This is a genomic window from Nocardia brasiliensis (assembly GCF_011801125.1).
In the GTDB taxonomy this organism is placed as follows: Bacteria; Actinomycetota; Actinomycetes; order Mycobacteriales; family Mycobacteriaceae; genus Nocardia; species Nocardia brasiliensis_C.
In genome coordinates, this window is record NZ_CP046171.1 from 7,237,112 (window position 1) to 7,252,721 (window position 15,610).

General features: G+C 68.8%; 17 protein-coding genes. 8 read left to right on the forward strand and 9 right to left on the reverse strand.

The window, feature by feature from the left end; translation table 11 throughout:
• Window position 1: 1 nt before the first annotated feature.
• Entirely contained in the window at window positions 2-610 is a 609-nt protein-coding gene (locus tag F5X71_RS33080) for a hypothetical protein (RefSeq protein WP_167465502.1), read from the reverse strand.
• Window positions 611-709: 99 nt separating this feature from the next.
• On the opposite strand from F5X71_RS33080, the gene F5X71_RS33085 reads away from it, so the two are divergent.
• The gene (locus tag F5X71_RS33085; RefSeq protein WP_167465503.1) at window positions 710-1,438 is read left to right on the forward strand and encodes an LmeA family phospholipid-binding protein; all 729 of its coding nucleotides are present in this window, start codon (window positions 710-712) and stop codon (window positions 1,436-1,438) included.
• Window positions 1,439-1,519: 81 nt separating this feature from the next.
• On the opposite strand, the gene deoC is transcribed toward F5X71_RS33085, so the two are convergent.
• Complete coding sequence (deoC, locus tag F5X71_RS33090; protein ID WP_167465504.1) at window positions 1,520-2,188, reverse strand: deoxyribose-phosphate aldolase; 669 nt, start codon at window positions 2,186-2,188, stop codon at window positions 1,520-1,522.
• A 157-nt stretch (window positions 2,189-2,345) separates the two neighbouring features.
• Here deoC and F5X71_RS33095 point away from each other — a divergent pair, with 157 nt between their 5' ends.
• Complete coding sequence (locus tag F5X71_RS33095) at window positions 2,346-2,870, forward strand: GNAT family N-acetyltransferase (RefSeq protein ID WP_167465505.1); 525 nt, start codon at window positions 2,346-2,348, stop codon at window positions 2,868-2,870.
• 69 nt (window positions 2,871-2,939) lie between these two features.
• Window positions 2,940-3,830, forward strand: a complete 891-nt coding sequence (gene purU, locus F5X71_RS33100) for a formyltetrahydrofolate deformylase (RefSeq protein WP_167465506.1) — start codon at window positions 2,940-2,942, stop codon at window positions 3,828-3,830.
• 13 nt (window positions 3,831-3,843) lie between these two features.
• Here the strand turns inward: purU and F5X71_RS33105 are convergent, their stop codons facing one another.
• From F5X71_RS33105 to F5X71_RS33125, 5 genes are all read right to left on the reverse strand, one after another.
• Window positions 3,844-4,881 (reverse strand): alpha/beta fold hydrolase, encoded by a 1,038-nt coding sequence (locus F5X71_RS33105; protein WP_238815598.1) that lies wholly within the window; start codon window positions 4,879-4,881, stop codon window positions 3,844-3,846.
• Window positions 4,882-4,973: 92 nt separating this feature from the next.
• The gene (locus F5X71_RS33110; RefSeq protein ID WP_029899737.1) at window positions 4,974-5,264 is read right to left on the reverse strand and encodes a DUF2516 family protein; all 291 of its coding nucleotides are present in this window, start codon (window positions 5,262-5,264) and stop codon (window positions 4,974-4,976) included.
• A 128-nt stretch (window positions 5,265-5,392) separates the two neighbouring features.
• A complete protein-coding gene (locus F5X71_RS33115) occupies window positions 5,393-6,061 on the reverse strand; it encodes a heparin-binding hemagglutinin (protein ID WP_167465507.1) in 669 nt (222 codons plus the stop codon).
• Entirely contained in the window at window positions 6,058-6,561 is a 504-nt protein-coding gene (locus F5X71_RS33120; RefSeq protein WP_167465508.1) for a helix-turn-helix domain-containing protein, read from the reverse strand. Before F5X71_RS33120 ends, F5X71_RS33115 begins: the two co-directional genes overlap by 4 nt.
• Before the next feature lie 104 nt (window positions 6,562-6,665).
• A complete protein-coding gene (locus F5X71_RS33125; protein ID WP_167465509.1) occupies window positions 6,666-8,003 on the reverse strand; it encodes a DUF445 domain-containing protein in 1,338 nt (445 codons plus the stop codon).
• Window positions 8,004-8,208: 205 nt separating this feature from the next.
• On the opposite strand from F5X71_RS33125, the gene F5X71_RS33130 reads away from it, so the two are divergent.
• The 4 genes from F5X71_RS33130 (at window position 8,209) to F5X71_RS33145 (ending at window position 13,028) form a co-directional block, all read left to right on the forward strand.
• Window positions 8,209-8,889: a TetR/AcrR family transcriptional regulator gene (locus F5X71_RS33130; RefSeq protein ID WP_167466933.1), complete on the forward strand. Its 681-nt coding sequence runs from the start codon at window positions 8,209-8,211 to the stop codon at window positions 8,887-8,889.
• 197 nt (window positions 8,890-9,086) lie between these two features.
• Window positions 9,087-10,535, forward strand: coding sequence for an ABC1 kinase family protein (locus F5X71_RS33135; RefSeq protein WP_167465510.1), 1,449 nt, complete (start codon window positions 9,087-9,089; stop codon window positions 10,533-10,535).
• 19 nt (window positions 10,536-10,554) lie between these two features.
• Window positions 10,555-11,805 (forward strand): saccharopine dehydrogenase family protein, encoded by a 1,251-nt coding sequence (locus F5X71_RS33140; protein ID WP_167465511.1) that lies wholly within the window; start codon window positions 10,555-10,557, stop codon window positions 11,803-11,805.
• Between the two features lie 95 nt (window positions 11,806-11,900).
• Window positions 11,901-13,028, forward strand: coding sequence for a serine hydrolase domain-containing protein (locus tag F5X71_RS33145; RefSeq protein ID WP_167465512.1), 1,128 nt, complete (start codon window positions 11,901-11,903; stop codon window positions 13,026-13,028).
• Window positions 13,029-13,075: 47 nt separating this feature from the next.
• Here F5X71_RS33145 and F5X71_RS33150 read toward each other — a convergent pair whose 3' ends face one another.
• Together F5X71_RS33150 and F5X71_RS33155 are read right to left on the reverse strand one after the other, a co-directional pair.
• Window positions 13,076-13,660 (reverse strand): hypothetical protein, encoded by a 585-nt coding sequence (locus tag F5X71_RS33150; protein ID WP_167465513.1) that lies wholly within the window; start codon window positions 13,658-13,660, stop codon window positions 13,076-13,078.
• 150 nt (window positions 13,661-13,810) lie between these two features.
• The gene (locus tag F5X71_RS33155; RefSeq protein ID WP_167465514.1) at window positions 13,811-15,040 is read right to left on the reverse strand and encodes a serine hydrolase; all 1,230 of its coding nucleotides are present in this window, start codon (window positions 15,038-15,040) and stop codon (window positions 13,811-13,813) included.
• Window positions 15,041-15,217: 177 nt separating this feature from the next.
• Here F5X71_RS33155 and F5X71_RS33160 point away from each other — a divergent pair, with 177 nt between their 5' ends.
• Window positions 15,218-15,607 carry a hypothetical protein gene (locus F5X71_RS33160; RefSeq protein ID WP_167465515.1) on the forward strand — a complete coding sequence of 130 codons (390 nt, stop codon included), beginning with the start codon at window positions 15,218-15,220 and terminating at the stop codon, window positions 15,605-15,607.
• Window positions 15,608-15,610: the final 3 nt, after the last annotated feature.

A 15,610-nucleotide genomic window follows, 5' to 3' on the forward strand; every position in this document is an offset into this window, starting at 1 on the left:
GCTACGCGCCGGCCAGCGCCCGCCGCACCCGCTCCGCCGCGCGTGGCGTCAATTGCGCACTGGCCGAACAGATTTCCTCGCCGGTGCAGCGACTGATCGCGACCGCGTCGCCGATCACCTCGTCCAGTGCTGTCTGGCCGATATCGCTTTCGGCGAGGTCGAGCACGGTGCGCAGCGGCGTGGTGACCAGGAACGGACCGGCGGACTCGACCTCGACGCCGAGCAACGCGCGGCGCAGTACGACCAGCCGCGGTGTCACCGGCGGGCGGCCCGCGCCGACCGAGAGATGCAGGAAACGGGGACGCAAGCGGCCGATGCCGTGCAGGTCGGCGGCGCTGTGATGGGAGACCGCGGCGGCGCCGTCGAACCAGGCCGCCCACATCGCGTACTCGTCGAGCGGACCGCTCGGCCACTCGGCCAGGCGCAGCATGCCGACTCCGGCCCTGGTCACTGTGCCCGCCCCGAGGCCGGCCCGCACCTGCGCCTCGCATCCGGTGCGCAACACCTGCCTGGTAGTGAAGAACCCGGCGTGCCGCCCGGCCAATCTGCGCAGTACACGCCAGCCGTGTTCCGCGGATCCGAGAGCGCGGCCCACCGCATCGCCAGCCATGCGGACCAGGCTACGCCCGATTCCTGTGTCAGATGTCACAATCGAAGCCCTCAAAGACCCCTCAGAGACGGCACAGAAAAGTGCGGAAGAATCGGCCGCATGACTACCAAGTCCCCGTCCAGCTCGACGATCAACCGGCGGACCCTGCTGATCGCCCTGACCGTGATAGCGATTCTGCTGGCCACGGTGCTGGTCGGCGGCGAGGCGTACGCCAGGCACACCGTGTCCCGGTGCATCAGCACGCAATTCGAGAAGGAGATGGGCTCGAAGATCGATGTCGGCTTCGGCATGAAGCCGATGCTCATCACCTGGATCGACGGCAAGGTGCCCGAGGTGACCGTCGACAGTGACGACACCAAGTTCGGTCCCGCGGTCGGCATGGTGGTGCACGCCGAGTTCCACGATGTCGAGGTCGTGGACAACGGGCGTGGCGGCGGCACCATCGGCAGTTCGTCGGCGGAGGTCACCTGGAGCAACGACGGTATCCGGCAGACGCTGGGCAACCTGGTCAGCGGCGTCCGCTCGGCACCGAGTTCGGGCATGCTCTCGCTGGACGTGCTCGGCGGGCTGGCCCAATTGCAGGTGCAGCCGGTGATCAAGGGCGGCGTCATCGAGGTGGAGACGATGTCGGCGCAGTTGCTCGGCATGGGCCTGCCGACCGACCTGGTGCAGGGTATCGTCGAGGTGTTCACCAAGAGTTTGCAGAGCTACCCCTACAACCTGACGCCGACCGAGGTGAAGGTCACCGACGATGGCATCGCGGTCAGGCTGACCGGCACCGGGGCCGAGCTGCCCGCCGCGACCGACAGCAGCGCCACCTGCGCCTGATCACACGAAACAGCCCGCGCAGCAACAACTCTGCCGCGCGAGGTGCCGAAACCCCGTGGTGCTACCGCACTCGAGGTCGGCTCAGGCCGGAAACCCCTCCAGCACTTCGGCCGACTTGGACAACCCGAGGCGCGTCGCGCCCGCCGCGATCAGCTGCGCCGCGGCCTCCGCGGTGCGGATACCACCGCTCGCCTTGACGCCGAGCCGCCCGCCGACGGTCGCCGCCATCAACTCGACGGCATGCACACTGGCCCCACCCGCGGGGTGAAAACCGGTGGAGGTCTTCACGAAATCCGCGCCGGCGCGTTCGGCGGCCCGGCACACCGCGACGATCGCGTCGTCGGGCAGCGCGGCCGACTCGATGATCACCTTCAGCACCGCCCGCTCGCCGATCGCCTCGCGCACCGTCACGATGTCGGCGAGCACCGCGTCGTATTCGCCGGCCAGCGCGGCGCCGACGTCGATCACCATGTCCACCTCGGCCGCGCCCTGCTCGACGGCGAGCCGCGCTTCGGCGCCCTTGACCAGCGAATGGTGTTTGCCCGAAGGGAATCCGGCGACCGTGGCCACCACCAGGCCCGGCGCGCGCACCGGCAGCATCGAGGGCGAGACGCAGATCGCGAGCACCCCCAGTTCGCGGGCTTGCTCGATCAGCGCGGTGACGTCGGCGGGGGTCGCCCCCGGCGCCAGCAGCGTGTGATCGATCATTGCGGCCACTTCGGCCCTGGTCGGTGACGCGGAACTAGCCATGGCCTGAAAGTCTGGCACACCGGTGGCGAATTCCGTTGCGCGCCTGCTGACACTTCCCGCACACTCGTACTGGTGCCGGATCGACGGTAGTGACGCGGCGGCTGAGTGGTTAACGTGTGCGGATGGGGCTCTACTTGGTTCGGGAGGAGACAACACCGTGCTGATCCGTCGCGAACGCGCCGACGACATCGCGGCGATTGCGGCCGTCCATCGCAGTGCGTTCGCACCGCAGGCCGGGGACGGCGGTAGCGCCGAACCCGCCGAGGTGGGCCTGGTCGCCCGCCTACGCAGCGACGCGTCCTGGATACCCACCCTCTCGATGGTCGCGGTGGAGTACGACACCGTGGTCGGCCACGTCTGCCTGACCCGGGCCGCGGTCGGTCCGTTCCCGGCACTCGCGCTCGGCCCGATCGGCGTGCTTGCCGAGCACCAGGGCGGCGGTGTCGGCGCGGCGCTGATGCACGCCGTGCTCGGTGCCGCCGACGCGCTCGACGAACCACTGGTCTGTCTGCTCGGGCACCTCGACTACTACCCGCGCTTCGGCTTCGTGCCCGCCGCCCGCCTCGGCATCACCCCAGACGACCCGTCGTGGGTGTCGCATTTCCAGGTGCGTCAGCTCAGCGCCTACGACTCCCAGATCACCGGCGAGTTCCGCTATCCGGAGCCCTTCTACGACCTGTGACCGGGTCGTCGCGCCGGGGCACCGGGACCGCGCACCCCGCGGCATCCGCGCGGCAAATACCATCACCCCATGAGTTCTGCCCTCGCCAGCTCCGATGACCACCGGTTCGTGCTGACCCTCGGCTGCCCGGACCGACCGGGCATCATCGCCGGGATCACCTCGTTCATCGCCGGATTCGGTGGCTCGATCGTGGAGGCGGGATACCACTCGGACACCGACACCGGCTGGTTCTTCACCCGGCAGGCGATCAAGGCGTCGACGGTGCCGTTCGACCTCGCGCAGCTGCGGGAGCGCTTCGCCGCGGTGGCCGAGCAACTCGGACCGGAGACCGAGTGGCAGTTGCTCGATTCGGGGGCACGCCGGCGGGCCGTGCTGCTGGTCAGCAAGGACGGCCACTGCTTGCACGATCTGCTCGGGCGCGCGGTGAGCGGCGAGCTGCCCGCGACGATCGAGGCCGTGATCGGCAATCACCCCGACCTGGCCGAACTGACCGAGGCGCACGGGGTGAAATTCCATCACGTGCCGTTCCCCAAGGACCCGGCCGAACGCGGGCCCGCGTTCGAGCAGGTGCGCGCGCTGGTCGACGGGCACGAACCCGACGCGGTGGTGCTGGCCCGGTTCATGCAGGTGCTGCCCGCACAGCTGTGCGCGCACTGGGCGGGCAAAGCGATCAACATCCACCACAGCTTCCTGCCGTCGTTCGTCGGCGCGCGCCCGTACCACCAGGCCTTCGCGCGCGGCGTGAAGCTGATCGGCGCCACCTGCCACTACGTCACGGCGGAGCTGGACGCGGGCCCGATCATCGAGCAGGACGTCAGCCGCATCGATCACGCCGACGACGTGCGCGACATGGTCCGGCAGGGTCGCGATATCGAACGTGTCGTGCTGGCCCGCGGTCTGCGCTGGCACCTCGAGGGACGAGTTCTGGTGCACGGCAGGCGCACCGTCGTCTTCAACTGACCGCCCGCGCGCCTCAGCCCGCGAGTTCGACGCGCTGGCGCGCGGATTCGAGGACGTAGCGCAGCTCGTCGTTGAACCGCTCGTGTGCCTCGACGTTGCCGAGGTGCCCGGTGGGCAGCACCACGTAGCGCGCCAGCGTGCCGGTCTCGCGCACCATCGCGGCGATCCGCTCGGAATGCACCTTCGGGGTCAGGTCGTCGAACTCGCCCGCGATCACCGTGGTCGGCACCACCAGGTTGCGCGCGGACTCGCCGACGTCCATGTGCGCGAGCAGCTTGCCGAACTCGGCCCGCACCGCGGCGCGACAGCCGCGCACGATGTTCATGCCGTAGTCGAGCACGTCGCCCTTGGCCGCGGTGCTCATGACCTGACGCGCGAACAGCCAGCGCACCGGCGCGATGGGCGGGAAGACGATCGGTGTGCCGAGGCCGAGGCTGCCGAGCAGGAAGGGCAGCGGCACCTTCAGTTGCAGCAGTCGCAGCGGCCGGTTCAGCAGCGGGACCACCGTGGTCTCCAGGACCAGCCGGTCGGGCGCGCTGTTGTTCAGCAGCACCGCGAGCGCCTGCTTCTCGACTCGGTCGGGGTAGCGGCCCGCCCAGGCCTGCAACGTCATGCCGCCGAGGCTGTGGCCGACCAGCACGGCACGCTGGCCGGGACGCAGCGCCGCGTCGAGCACGGCGGCCAGGTCGTCGGCGAGCAGGTCCATGGTCAGCGGGCTGGCGCCGGACGCGCTGCCACCGTGGCTGCGCAGGTCGAAGGCGATCACCCGGTATTCACCGGCGAAGGCGTTGATCTGGGCGTTCCAGTATTCGATGCTGCAGGTCCACCCGTGCACCAGCACGACGACCGGGCGATCGGCGCCACCGTAGGCGAGCACGCGCAGCCGGGTGCCGTCGCGGGTCACTACGGGGATCGTCTCGTACGGAACGGTCGGCGGGTTGAATGCCGCGGTCGCATAGGTACGCGAACGCAGGCTCGCACGGTGTGCGTCGAGCGCCTCCCGAATCTGTCCTGGGAAGTTCGCCAACGCAGACGGCAGCATTGCACGCATCGGACACTCCTTTGTGTTACTGCCCGATACAGTAACTCCGATTCGTGCTGCTTGCTAGTGCAAGCACGTAAAAAGTTATGGATAATTCACGGCTACCAGCGCGGACCGCGCTGGATCTCATCCACCTTCGGCCGCACGTCGGCCAGGTAGACACCGGTGGCGATGATCGCGGCGAAGGAGAGCAGGCCCAGACCCGCGGGCGAGAGCAGCAGCAGTAAGACCGCGACACCGAGAATGGCCAGCCAGATCGGCTTGGTCAGCTTGTCCACCGCGGTGAACGCGTCCGGCCGCTGCCGCACGGCATGAATCAGCGCAAAGATCGTCGCGCCTAGCGCCGCAAGCCACAGCACGAGCAGGATCATCCCGGTCAATCCGTGCACCATATTCACCTCACCCATCATACGAGCAACGCCCCCGCACCTCATGGGTGCGGGGGCGTTGCCTCACTGATCTCCGAATACCTTGCGGCACTGCCGAATCAACACGCGGCACCGCGGGCGCGGTGGCGTTGTCACGCCTTCTTCGGCGCGGCCTTCTTGGCCGGAGCGGCCTTCTTGGCCGGGGCCTTCTTGGCGGCGGGCGCCTTGGGGGCGACCGGCGCGACGGGCTCCTCGACGACCGGGGCGGTCTCGGTGGTCACCGCGACTACCTCGGCCTCGACGACCGGGGCAGCGTCGGCGTCCTCGACCTTGGCCGGGCGCCCGAGCAGGCCGTTGACGCGGCCGAGCACGTCCTCGGCCCGGGTCACGGCGTCGGTGTAGAGCGGCTTGACCCGCTCGATCTGCTCCTCGACCAGGTGGTTGGCCCGCAACCGCTCGACGGTCTCCTCACCGCGCACGGCGAGATCGGCGTAGAGGTCGAGCACCTGGTGGTAGTACTTGTCGGCCAGGGCGCGCAGTTCCTCGGGGGTGAACTTCTCGCGCAGCTCGGCGAGATCCTCCGGCAGTTCCGAGGGCAGTCCGGCCAGGCGCTCGCGCAGGGTCTCGAACTGGGCCTGCACATCGGCGGGCACGTTGGCGAAGCGCTCGCGCGCCTCCTCGACCCGGGCGGAGACGTCGGTGGCCGCGGCGCGCTCACGCACCTGGGTGACGACATCGGTGACGGCGGTGTAGAGCGCGTCGCCCGCACCGACGGTGGCGAGCAGCGGCTTGGTCACGGTGGGATTGGTCTTCTCGGTCATGGTGTTTCGTGCTCCTGGCGTGGCGGAGTGTCGGTATTCGTGCGTGGAACGGCGCTGTCCCCGTTCCCCCCTGGCTCGTTCCCTCCGTTTTCCCGGCGAAACGATTCATAGATCTCGAGCAGCACCTGCTTCTGCCGTTCGCTGATCGACGTATCGGCAAGCAGGGCATCGCGAACCGGGCTGTGTGCCCGTTGTTCTAGATAGCCGGCCCGGACGTACAACACCTCCGAAGACACCCGCAGTGCCTTGGCGATCTGCGCGAGTACCTCGGCGGACGGATTGCGCAACCCGCGCTCGATCTGACTGAGGTACGGATTGCTCACTCCCGCAAGGGTGGCGAGCTGGCGTAGCGAGACTTGCGCGGCTTCCCGCTGCGCCCTGATGAAACCTCCGATGTCGTGCGCCGCGTGCACGACGCGAGCCGCTTTTTCGCCGACGCCGGCCGATTGCTCGGCCGCACCTTCGGGATACTCGGCGGAAACCTCGGGTTGGTCTGCCATCACTCACCTTCTGGCGGTTGTACGAGTTCAATTCTAGGGCAGCGTGCTAACTATTGCAAGCAGTCTGCTAGCACCCTCTCGGCAAACATTCGGCGCGCTGTGCCTCAGCCGCCGAACATGAGTTGCGAGATCGTGTAAATCGCCAGGCCCGCAAGCGAACCGACGACCGTTCCGTTGATCCGGATGAATTGCAGATCACGCCCGACCTGCAATTCGATCTTCTTACTTGCCTCATCGGCATCCCACCTGGCAACCGTGTCGGTGACCAGCGTCGAGATCTCCCCGGCATAGTTCTCCACGAGGTAGCGCGCCCCGCGGTCGATCCAGCCGTCCACTTTGGCACGCATGTCGGCGTCGTCGCGTAACCGTTCGCCGAGTTGCTGCACGTTCTCGCCGACTTTACGCCGCAGCGTGCTGTTCGGATCGTCGGCCGATTCCAAGATCAATCGTTTGGCCGCGCGCCAGGTCGCCTCGGCCATTCCGGTGATTTCCTCGCGGCCCATGATCTGCGCCTTGATCCGTTCCGCCTTTTTGATCATGGCGTCGTCGTGCTGGAGATCGTCGGCGAATTCCTCGAGGAATCTGTTCGCCGCCAACCGCACCTCGTGCTCCGGGTTGGACCGCACCTTCCAGGTGAACTCGACCAGCTCCCGATAGATCCGCTCGGAGAGCAGAATGTTGACGAACTTGGGCGCCCACTGCGGCGCGTCCCGCAGCACGATCCGATCGATCGTCTCCTGCGAACCCAGCGCCCACTGGTGCGCGCGCTCGGCGAGCAGGTCGAGCAGCGCTAGCTGCCGGTTGTCCGCGAGCAGCTCGGCGAGCACCCGCCCGATCGGCGGACCCCACAGCGGTTCGGCGATCCGCTTCACGATGGTCTGGTCGATGATCTGCTCCACGTCCTCGTCGCGCAGCACGCCGACCACCGCGCGCAGCAGCGTCGAGCTCTCCTGCGCGACCCGGGCGGCATGGCCGGGATCGGCCATCCAGCGCCCCACCCGCCAGGAGATCTGCGCCGAATTGACCTTCGCCGAAACCACTTCCGGGGAAAGGAAGTTGGTGCCGACGAACGCGCCGAGGCTCTCGCCGAGTTGATCCTTCTTCTTCCTGATGATCGCGGTGTGCGGAATGGGCAGGCCGAGCGGATGCCGGAACAGCGCGGTGACGGCGAACCAGTCGGCCAGCGCGCCGACCATGCCCGCCTCCGACGCGGCGCGCAGATAGCCGACCCAGTCCCCGCCCGCGCCGCGCGATTCGAGCCAGCGACAGAACAGGTAGATCGCCGTCGCGGTGGCCAGCAGCCCGGTGGCAAGCGCTTTCATCCGCCACAGATCCCGCCGCTTGCCCGCCTCGTCGAGGACGGCGGCGAAGCCGAGGGGCGCGGCCGCTGGCGGCGGCGGGGCCGTTTCCACCACCGCGATGTTGCCGGGAGCTTTCTCCATGTCCTCCATTCTGCTGTGCTTACCCGCCGCGGCGCCGCACGCACCGAAGTTGTGCAACCCGTCGCACTCCGAACCCAAACGCGCATATCACCGGCAGCCGGGACCTAAGCTTGAGGCGCACGCCAGAATCCGACTAACAAGGGAGCCCACGCTGTCCACCGATGACCTTGTCGACGTCGGCGAGCTCGCCGATCGACCGGCGGCGGTGCGCACCGGCCGAACGGACGGCCGCAAACGCCGATGGCGCCAGCACAAGATCGACCGCCGCGAGGAACTCGTGGACGGCACCCTGGCCGCGGTGCGCGCCCGAGGCAGCAACGCGGGGATGGATGAGATCGCCGCGGAGATCGGTGTCTCCAAAACCGTGCTCTACCGCTACTTCTCCGACAAGAACGACCTGGTCCACGCGACCATGCAGCGGTTCATCGAGACCACGCTGATGCCGCGGGTCTACGGCGCGATCAGCCTGGACGCCGACGAGTATCAGCTGGTCCGCTCGGCGCTCGCGGAGTACGTGGGCACCGTCGACGAGGACCCCGAGGTCTACCGCTTCATCATGGGCAACGGCTCGGATCAGTCCTCGCTCGCCGAGTTCGAGAAGCTGTTCGCCGAGGTGGTCGCCGCGGTGATCATCGACCGCGCGTCGGCGAAGGGCATCCAGACCGACGGCGCGATGCTGTGGTCCTACGTGCTGGTCGGCGGCATCCAGCTGGCCACGCACTGGTGGACGACGAACAAGTCGATGTCGCGCGAGGAGGTCATCGACTACCTCACGATGATGACCTGGAGCGCCATCGACGGCATGGCCCGCGCCAGCGGGTCGCGCGAGGTCTTCAACGCGCAGTCGCACGTGCTGCCCACGCCGGGCACCGACCCGCAGAACTGATCGGGCGTCCGGTTCACCGGTGCTAGCGCCACGCCCCGATCGGCGCCGAAGTTCCTGGGCATGGCGCTAGCTGGGGTGCTAGCAAAAGTGTGACGCAGGGCTCGACAACGCCGCACGGTTGGCTACTCTGAACGCGAGCGGTGCGCCGAGTGCGCTGCGTCACCGCCCCGCGCGCCGGCACCAATGGAGGTACCTCGATGGCGAAGCAAGTACCGACCTCGCGGCTTGCTCGTGGCACCAAGCTCGGTGCCGTCGCAGCCAGCTCGGTGATCCGCACGCAGCGCGCGCGGCTGTCGATGCGCGGCAGATCAGAGGCCGTGCGCGCGAAGATGGCCGAGGAGTCGATGATTCGCACCACCGAGCAGGTGGTCATGGTGCTCGGCACCATGAAGGGCGTCGCGATGAAGCTCGGCCAGATGATGTCGGTGCTCGATCTCGACCTGGTGCCGGACGCGCATCGGGAACGTTTCCAGAAGCGGCTGGCCGTGCTGCGCAACGCGGCGCCGTCGGTGTCGTTCGAATCGATGCGCCAGGTGATCGAGGACGATTTCGGCCAGCCGCTGGACGCGGTCTTCGCCGAGTTCGAGGCCGAGCCGGTCGCGGCGGCCTCGATCGGCCAGGTGTACCGGGCCCGGCTGCGCGACGGCCGTCAGGTCGCGGTGAAGGTGCAGTACCCGGGGATCGACGCGGCCGTGCGCGCGGACCTGAAGAACCTGGCCATGTTCCGCCGGGTGCTGCAATCGGCGATGCCGTGGGTGACCCCCGCCGTGCTGGACGAGTTGCGACTCAACATGGAGAGCGAACTCGACTACCAGGCCGAGGCGAACACTCAGCTGCAGATCGCCGAGCTCTACGCCGGACACCCGTTCATCGTGGTGCCCCGCTCGCTGCCGGAGCTCAGCACCACCCGCGTGCTAGTCACCGAATACGTGGCAGGCAAGGGTTTCGAGGAGATCCGCCAGCTGCCCGATGCCGAACGCGACCGCATCGGCGAGATCATCTACCGCTTCTACGTCGGTTCGCTGTTCACCTTCAACGAGTTCTGCGGCGACCCGCACCCGGGCAATGTGCTGCTGGCCGAGGACGGCCGGGTCGGCTTTCTCGACTTCGGGTTGTTCAACCGGATGGACCCCGGCCACGTGCAGTTCGAGCTCACCTGTCTGCGCGCGGCCGCCGAGGACCGCGCGGAAGATCTGCGCGAGTTGATGATCGAGCGCGGGGTGATCGATTCGCCGGAGGAGATCGGCGCCGAGGAGTGCCTGGAGTATGTGCTCGCCGCGTCCGAATGGTGTTTGATCGACGAGGAATTGACGATCACACCCGAATTGGCCAGTGGCGCTTTCCTGCTCGCGGTCGATCCGCGCGCCAGCGAGTTCGCCGGAATGAAACAGCAGAACCTGCCGCCGGAGCATCTGTTCTCCCGCCGCGCCGACTTCCTCACCTTCGGCATGCTCGGCCAGCTCGGCTGCACCGCGAATTGGCACCGCATCTCTCGGGAATGGCTCTACAACGAGCCACCGGTCACCGAGCTCGGCCGGGCCCACCATGTCTGGCTGGCCGAGCATCCCCCCGTCGCGCCGAAGAAGTCGCGCGCCAAGTCCAGCAAAGCCGGCAAGTCAACCAAGGCCGCCCGCCCCCAGGCCTGAACCCGCAGAACGGAAGACAATGGCAGACACTCGAGAGTTCGACCTGGTCCTCTTCGGCGCGACCGGCTTCGTCGGCAAGCTCACCGCCCAGTATTTGCTCACCGCCGCACCGGAATCCGCGCGCATCGCGCTCGCGGGCCGCTCGCTGGACAAGCTGACCAGGGTGCGCGACGAACTCGGCCCCGCCGCCGCGGGCTGGGGCCTGGTGGTCGCCGATTCCACCGATCAGGTCGCGCTCGACGCACTCGCCGCGCAGACCAAGGTCGTGGTCACCACGGTCGGCCCGTACCTGCGCTACGGCCTGCCGCTGGTCGCGGCCTGCGCGAAGGCGGGCACGCACTACGCCGACCTCACCGGCGAGCCGCTGTTCATCCGCGAGGCGATCGACCAGTTCCACGAGCAGGCCGCGCAGTCCGGCGCCAAGATCGTGAATTCCTGTGGCTACGACTCGATTCCGTCGGATCTGAGCGTGTACCAGCTGTACCGGCGCTCGGTCGCGGACAACACCGGTGAACTAGCGGAGACCACGCTGGTCGCCTGGCTCAAGGGCGGGGTCAGCGGCGGCACCATCGATTCCGGCCGGGCGATGATGGAGGCGATCGCCGCCGACCCGAAGAGGGGGGCGGTGATGAGCCATCCCTATTCGCTCAGCCCCGACAAGTCGATGGACCCCGACGTGGGCCGCCAAAGCGACCAGGCGCTCTCGCGGGCCGGCGCCATCCACCCCAGCCTCGACGGCTGGGTGAGCACCTTCGTCATGGCGGCGCACAACACCAAGATCGTCCGGCGCACCAACGGCCTGCTCGGTTGGGTGTACGGCAAGAACTTCCGCTACCGCGAGGTGATGAGCGCGGGCAAGTCGCCCGCGGCGCCGCTGGTCGCCGCTGGCGTGGCGGGCGGGCTCGTCGCGGGCATGGCCGCGGGCGCGGTGCTGTCCCGGGTGGCGGTGGGACGCAAGCTGCTCGACCGGGTGCTCCCGAAGCCGGGCACCGGCCCCAGCGAAAAGTCCAGGGACAGCGGCTGGTTCACCATGAAGACGTTCACCCGCACCTCCTCCGGCGCGCAGTATGTGGCGACCTTCGCCGGCCAGGGCGACCCCGGCTACAAGGCCACCGCGGTGCTGCTCGGCGAAAGCGGGCTGTGCCTGGCCTTCGACAGCGCGCGGCAGCCACAGATCGCGGGCATCCTCACACCCGCCGCGGCCATGGGTGACGCACTCACCGAGCGGCTGCGTGCCGCGGGCATGACCATCGAGGTGGAAACCGCCTGAGTCCGGGCGTCGCACGAATTCGCTTGGGGCGTAAACGCGCACCTCGTCGCACGAGATATCGGTAAGGGATCGCGGGCGACGAGAGTGGAGAGCTGGTGCGGTATTTCTGGCGAACGGCGGCCGCCGCGGTAGCGATCGCGACATCGGCCGGGACCGGGGTTTCGGTGGCACAGACCGATTCCCCGCCCGCGCGGGTGCAAGCGGAGCTGGACCTGCTGGTGGGCTCCATCGGCGTCCCAGGCGCGCAGCTGGTGGCGCGCGGCGACGGATGGCAGGCCCAGATCGACAGCGGCGTAGGCGATCTGGTCACCGGTGCGCCGTTTCCGGACAACGCGCAGGTGCGGATCGCCAGCAATACCAAGTCCTTCGTGGCGACCGTGGTGTTGCAGCTGGTCGCGGAGCGACGGGTCGAGCTCGACGCGCCGATCGAGCGGTACCTGCCTGGCGTGGTGCGCGGTCCCGGCGGGGACGGACATCAGATCACCGTGCGAGATCTGTTGCAGCACACCAGCGGTATCCCCGACTACCTGTCCTACCTGGACCTGGCCACCATCGCCGCGCTGCGCAGGCCGTTGCCCGCCGCGGCGCTGATCCGGCTCGGCCTCGAGCAGCCCGCCGTCTTCGCGCCGCGCACCAGCACCGGCTATTCCAATACGGATTTCCTGCTGGCCGGTGCGTTGATCGAGCGGATCACGGGCGTGCCGGTCGGGGTCGAGGTGACCCGCCGGATCATCGTCCCGCTCGGCCTGCGCGACACCTATTGGCCGTTGTTCCCGCTGGAGAACGTGATTCGCGCACCGCATCCGCGCGGCTATCACGCCTACGACGGCGTGCTGGTGGACATCACCGATATCGACCCCGGCTGGGGTCTTGCCGACGGCGCGATGGTCGCCACCGGCGCCGACCTCGACCGCTTCTTCATGGCGCTGCTGTCCGGCGAACTGTTGCCACCGGAGCAACTTGCCGAGATGCAACGCGCCGTGCCCTCCGGCGACCCGCTGCGCGACGCCGATTTCGGTCTCGGGCTGTTCCGGCGGGTCAACGCCTGCGGGCTCGAGGTCTGGAGCCACGGCGGGGCGATGAACGGCTTCGTGGTGCTCAATGCCGCCACGCCGAGCCGCGCGGTCACCCTCAGCATGAACCTGCTGCCCGACCCGATCACCACCGTGCTGTATCAGGGCGCGATGAACAGCGTGGTCGACGCGGCACTGTGCGCGAACTGACCCGGCCCGCGTGCGGGGCGGCGGGCCGGCAATGGTTCACGCGGCGATCAGGAGGCGCTGCCCGTCGGCGGCCGCTGCTGCCGCCGCGCTTCGCAGGCGGCGTGATCGGCGTCCGGCTTGTCCGCACCGGAGCGCGCGCAGCCCTGCGCGGTGTAGCCGGAGCGGTCATATCCCCAACGGTCGAAACCATCGTCGTCGTAGCCGGACCGGTCGCGGCCGAACTGGTCATAGCCGTCGCGGTCGAAGCCGTCGCGGTCGAAGCCGTGCTTGTTGTAGCCGTCGCGGCCGTAGCCGGAACGGTCGTAGCCCGCTCGGTCCACGCCGGAGCGGTTGTAGCCCGCTCGGTCGTAACCCCACCGGTCGAAGCCGGAACGGTCATAGCCGAAGTTGTCGTAACCATCGGGTCCGTAGGGATCGGCAGGCGGTGTGGGCGCCGGGGTGGGCGCGGGCGTGGTCGGGGTGGGCGGCTTGGTCGGCGCGGGTGTGACCGGCGGCGCCGGGGTGACCGGTGCTGCGGTGGTCGGCGCGGACGGGTCCGCGAGCGCCGTCGTCGACGGGGCGAGTACCAATGCTCCGGCGACCGCCGTCAGCACGACGAGTCGGCGTAGCTTCGCTCTGCCCGGATGCACCATCTTCGACCTCCATCTCACGAGGGGCGCGCATACCGCACCCTCGCTCCCCTATCGGTCAAATGCCCAATTTCGATACACGCCAGCTACTTTCACCCCAGATGGCCTCGATCTATACCTGTTCGCTCTGAGCAACGGCGAACGATTCGGGCGCTAGTGGACCGGCGGGAACAGCTCGGAGATCTGCGCGACGAGCCGCCACGGCCGGTCGGTGTCGGTGGTCGCCTTACCACTGGTGAGCACCGCCCCGGCCAGGCCTCGCGCCGGATCGGCCCAGCCGTACTGGGTGGTGAGCCCGCTGCGGCCGAAGTGCGCCTCGGTGTCGCGGCCGAACTTGGACCGGCGGCCGCCCAGCTCGAAGCCGGCCCGGCTGACCCGCCCGGCGAGGCCGGGGATCCGGTTCGCGGGCCGCACCGCCGCGCGTACGGTCTCCGGCCGCATGATCCGGACACCGTCCAATTCGCCACCGCGCGCGAGGATTTCGTAGAAGCGCGACAGCTCCGCCGCCGTGGTGACCAGATTGCCGGAGGGCAGCTCGGCGCTCAGCAGCGCCCGCGTGCCCGACTCCGATACCGCGCCGCCCATGCCGCCGCCGAGCGCCTTGCGCGCCAGAAACTTCGCCACCCGCGACGGCCCGGGGCCGGTCTGCACGCTCGGCACGACCTGAGCGACCTGATCGGCCGCGACGCCGAAATTGGTCCACCGGAACCCCAGGGGCTCCAGCACCTGCTCGGCCAGGTGCTCGCGCATCCGCTTGCCGGTCGCCCGCTGCACCAGCAGCCGCTGGATCAGCCCGCCGGTCATCGCGTGATAGATCCGGAAGCGCCCGCTCGGCCAGCTCGGCCGCAGATCGGTCAGTGCGCGCAGGGCCAGGTCCTCGTCGACGATCAGCTGAAAACCCTTGTAGGGCGGCGTGATGAAGGGCACCCCCGCCGAATGCGACAGCACCTCCCCGATGGTGATCCGCTGCTTGCCGTTGGCCGCGAACTCCGGAATATAGGCGCTCACCGACTCCTCCAGCCCGAACGCACCCTGCTCTACCAGCATGAACATCACCGCGGCCGCGACGCCCTTCGCGGTCGAGAACCCGCAGAACGGACTGTCCGGCGTGACGAGCACCTTCGTCGCGTCTGCCGGGTCGCCCGGCGCGTTGCCCCATCCGTGCCCGATGGCCCGGTTCAGCACGATCGCGCCGTCGCGGCGCAGGCAGAGCTGAATGGCGGGCGTGGTGCCCATCCGGTACCAGTCGCGCACCGACTCCCACACCGCGTCTACCGCGGCGCGGGTCGTGCCCGCCGCCGCGGGCTCGTCCTCATGGCCCACCGTCGTCACCGTGTCCAGATCCTCGGCAACCGTCACCAATGTGCCCGCCAGCGCACCCATCCTGCCAGCATACGGACCCCGCTGCCGCGCGCAGGCCGCGCTGCGCGAGCGGTCGGGGGCCGGTGCGACGTGCCCCGTGTCACAGCCGTCGAAGCCGGGCCCGCCGCGCCCTACCGACCGGTAGAGTGCCCCTCCAATACCGCGTCACGCAGTGGACCGAACAGAGGGGGTACCCACATGGCGGTACCGGATACCGGGCAGGGGACGGCACGGCAGCTGTACGCGGCGGCCACCGGCAGCACCGGCGAGCTTTTCGAATTGGACGGCGAGGTCGCCGAAAACCTCGCTGCCGCATGCGACAAGCTCGTCGAGGACCTGCGCCGCGCCATGACCACCGGCCATCTGGTCACCGAAGTGACGGGCTTCCCGAACCTGCCCACCGGCCACGGCCTCACCCGCGGTTTCCGGGACAAGGGCAGGCAGTACCTGGACACGCTGGCCGCCTTCCAGGAGACCGCGCTGCTGCTCAAGGCCGCGTATCTCGCTGCGGGCAAACGCTTTACCGAGGCCGAGGCGGCACGGCGGGCCGCGCTCGCCATGGTGGCCGCGCACCTGGAAACGCGATGAGAG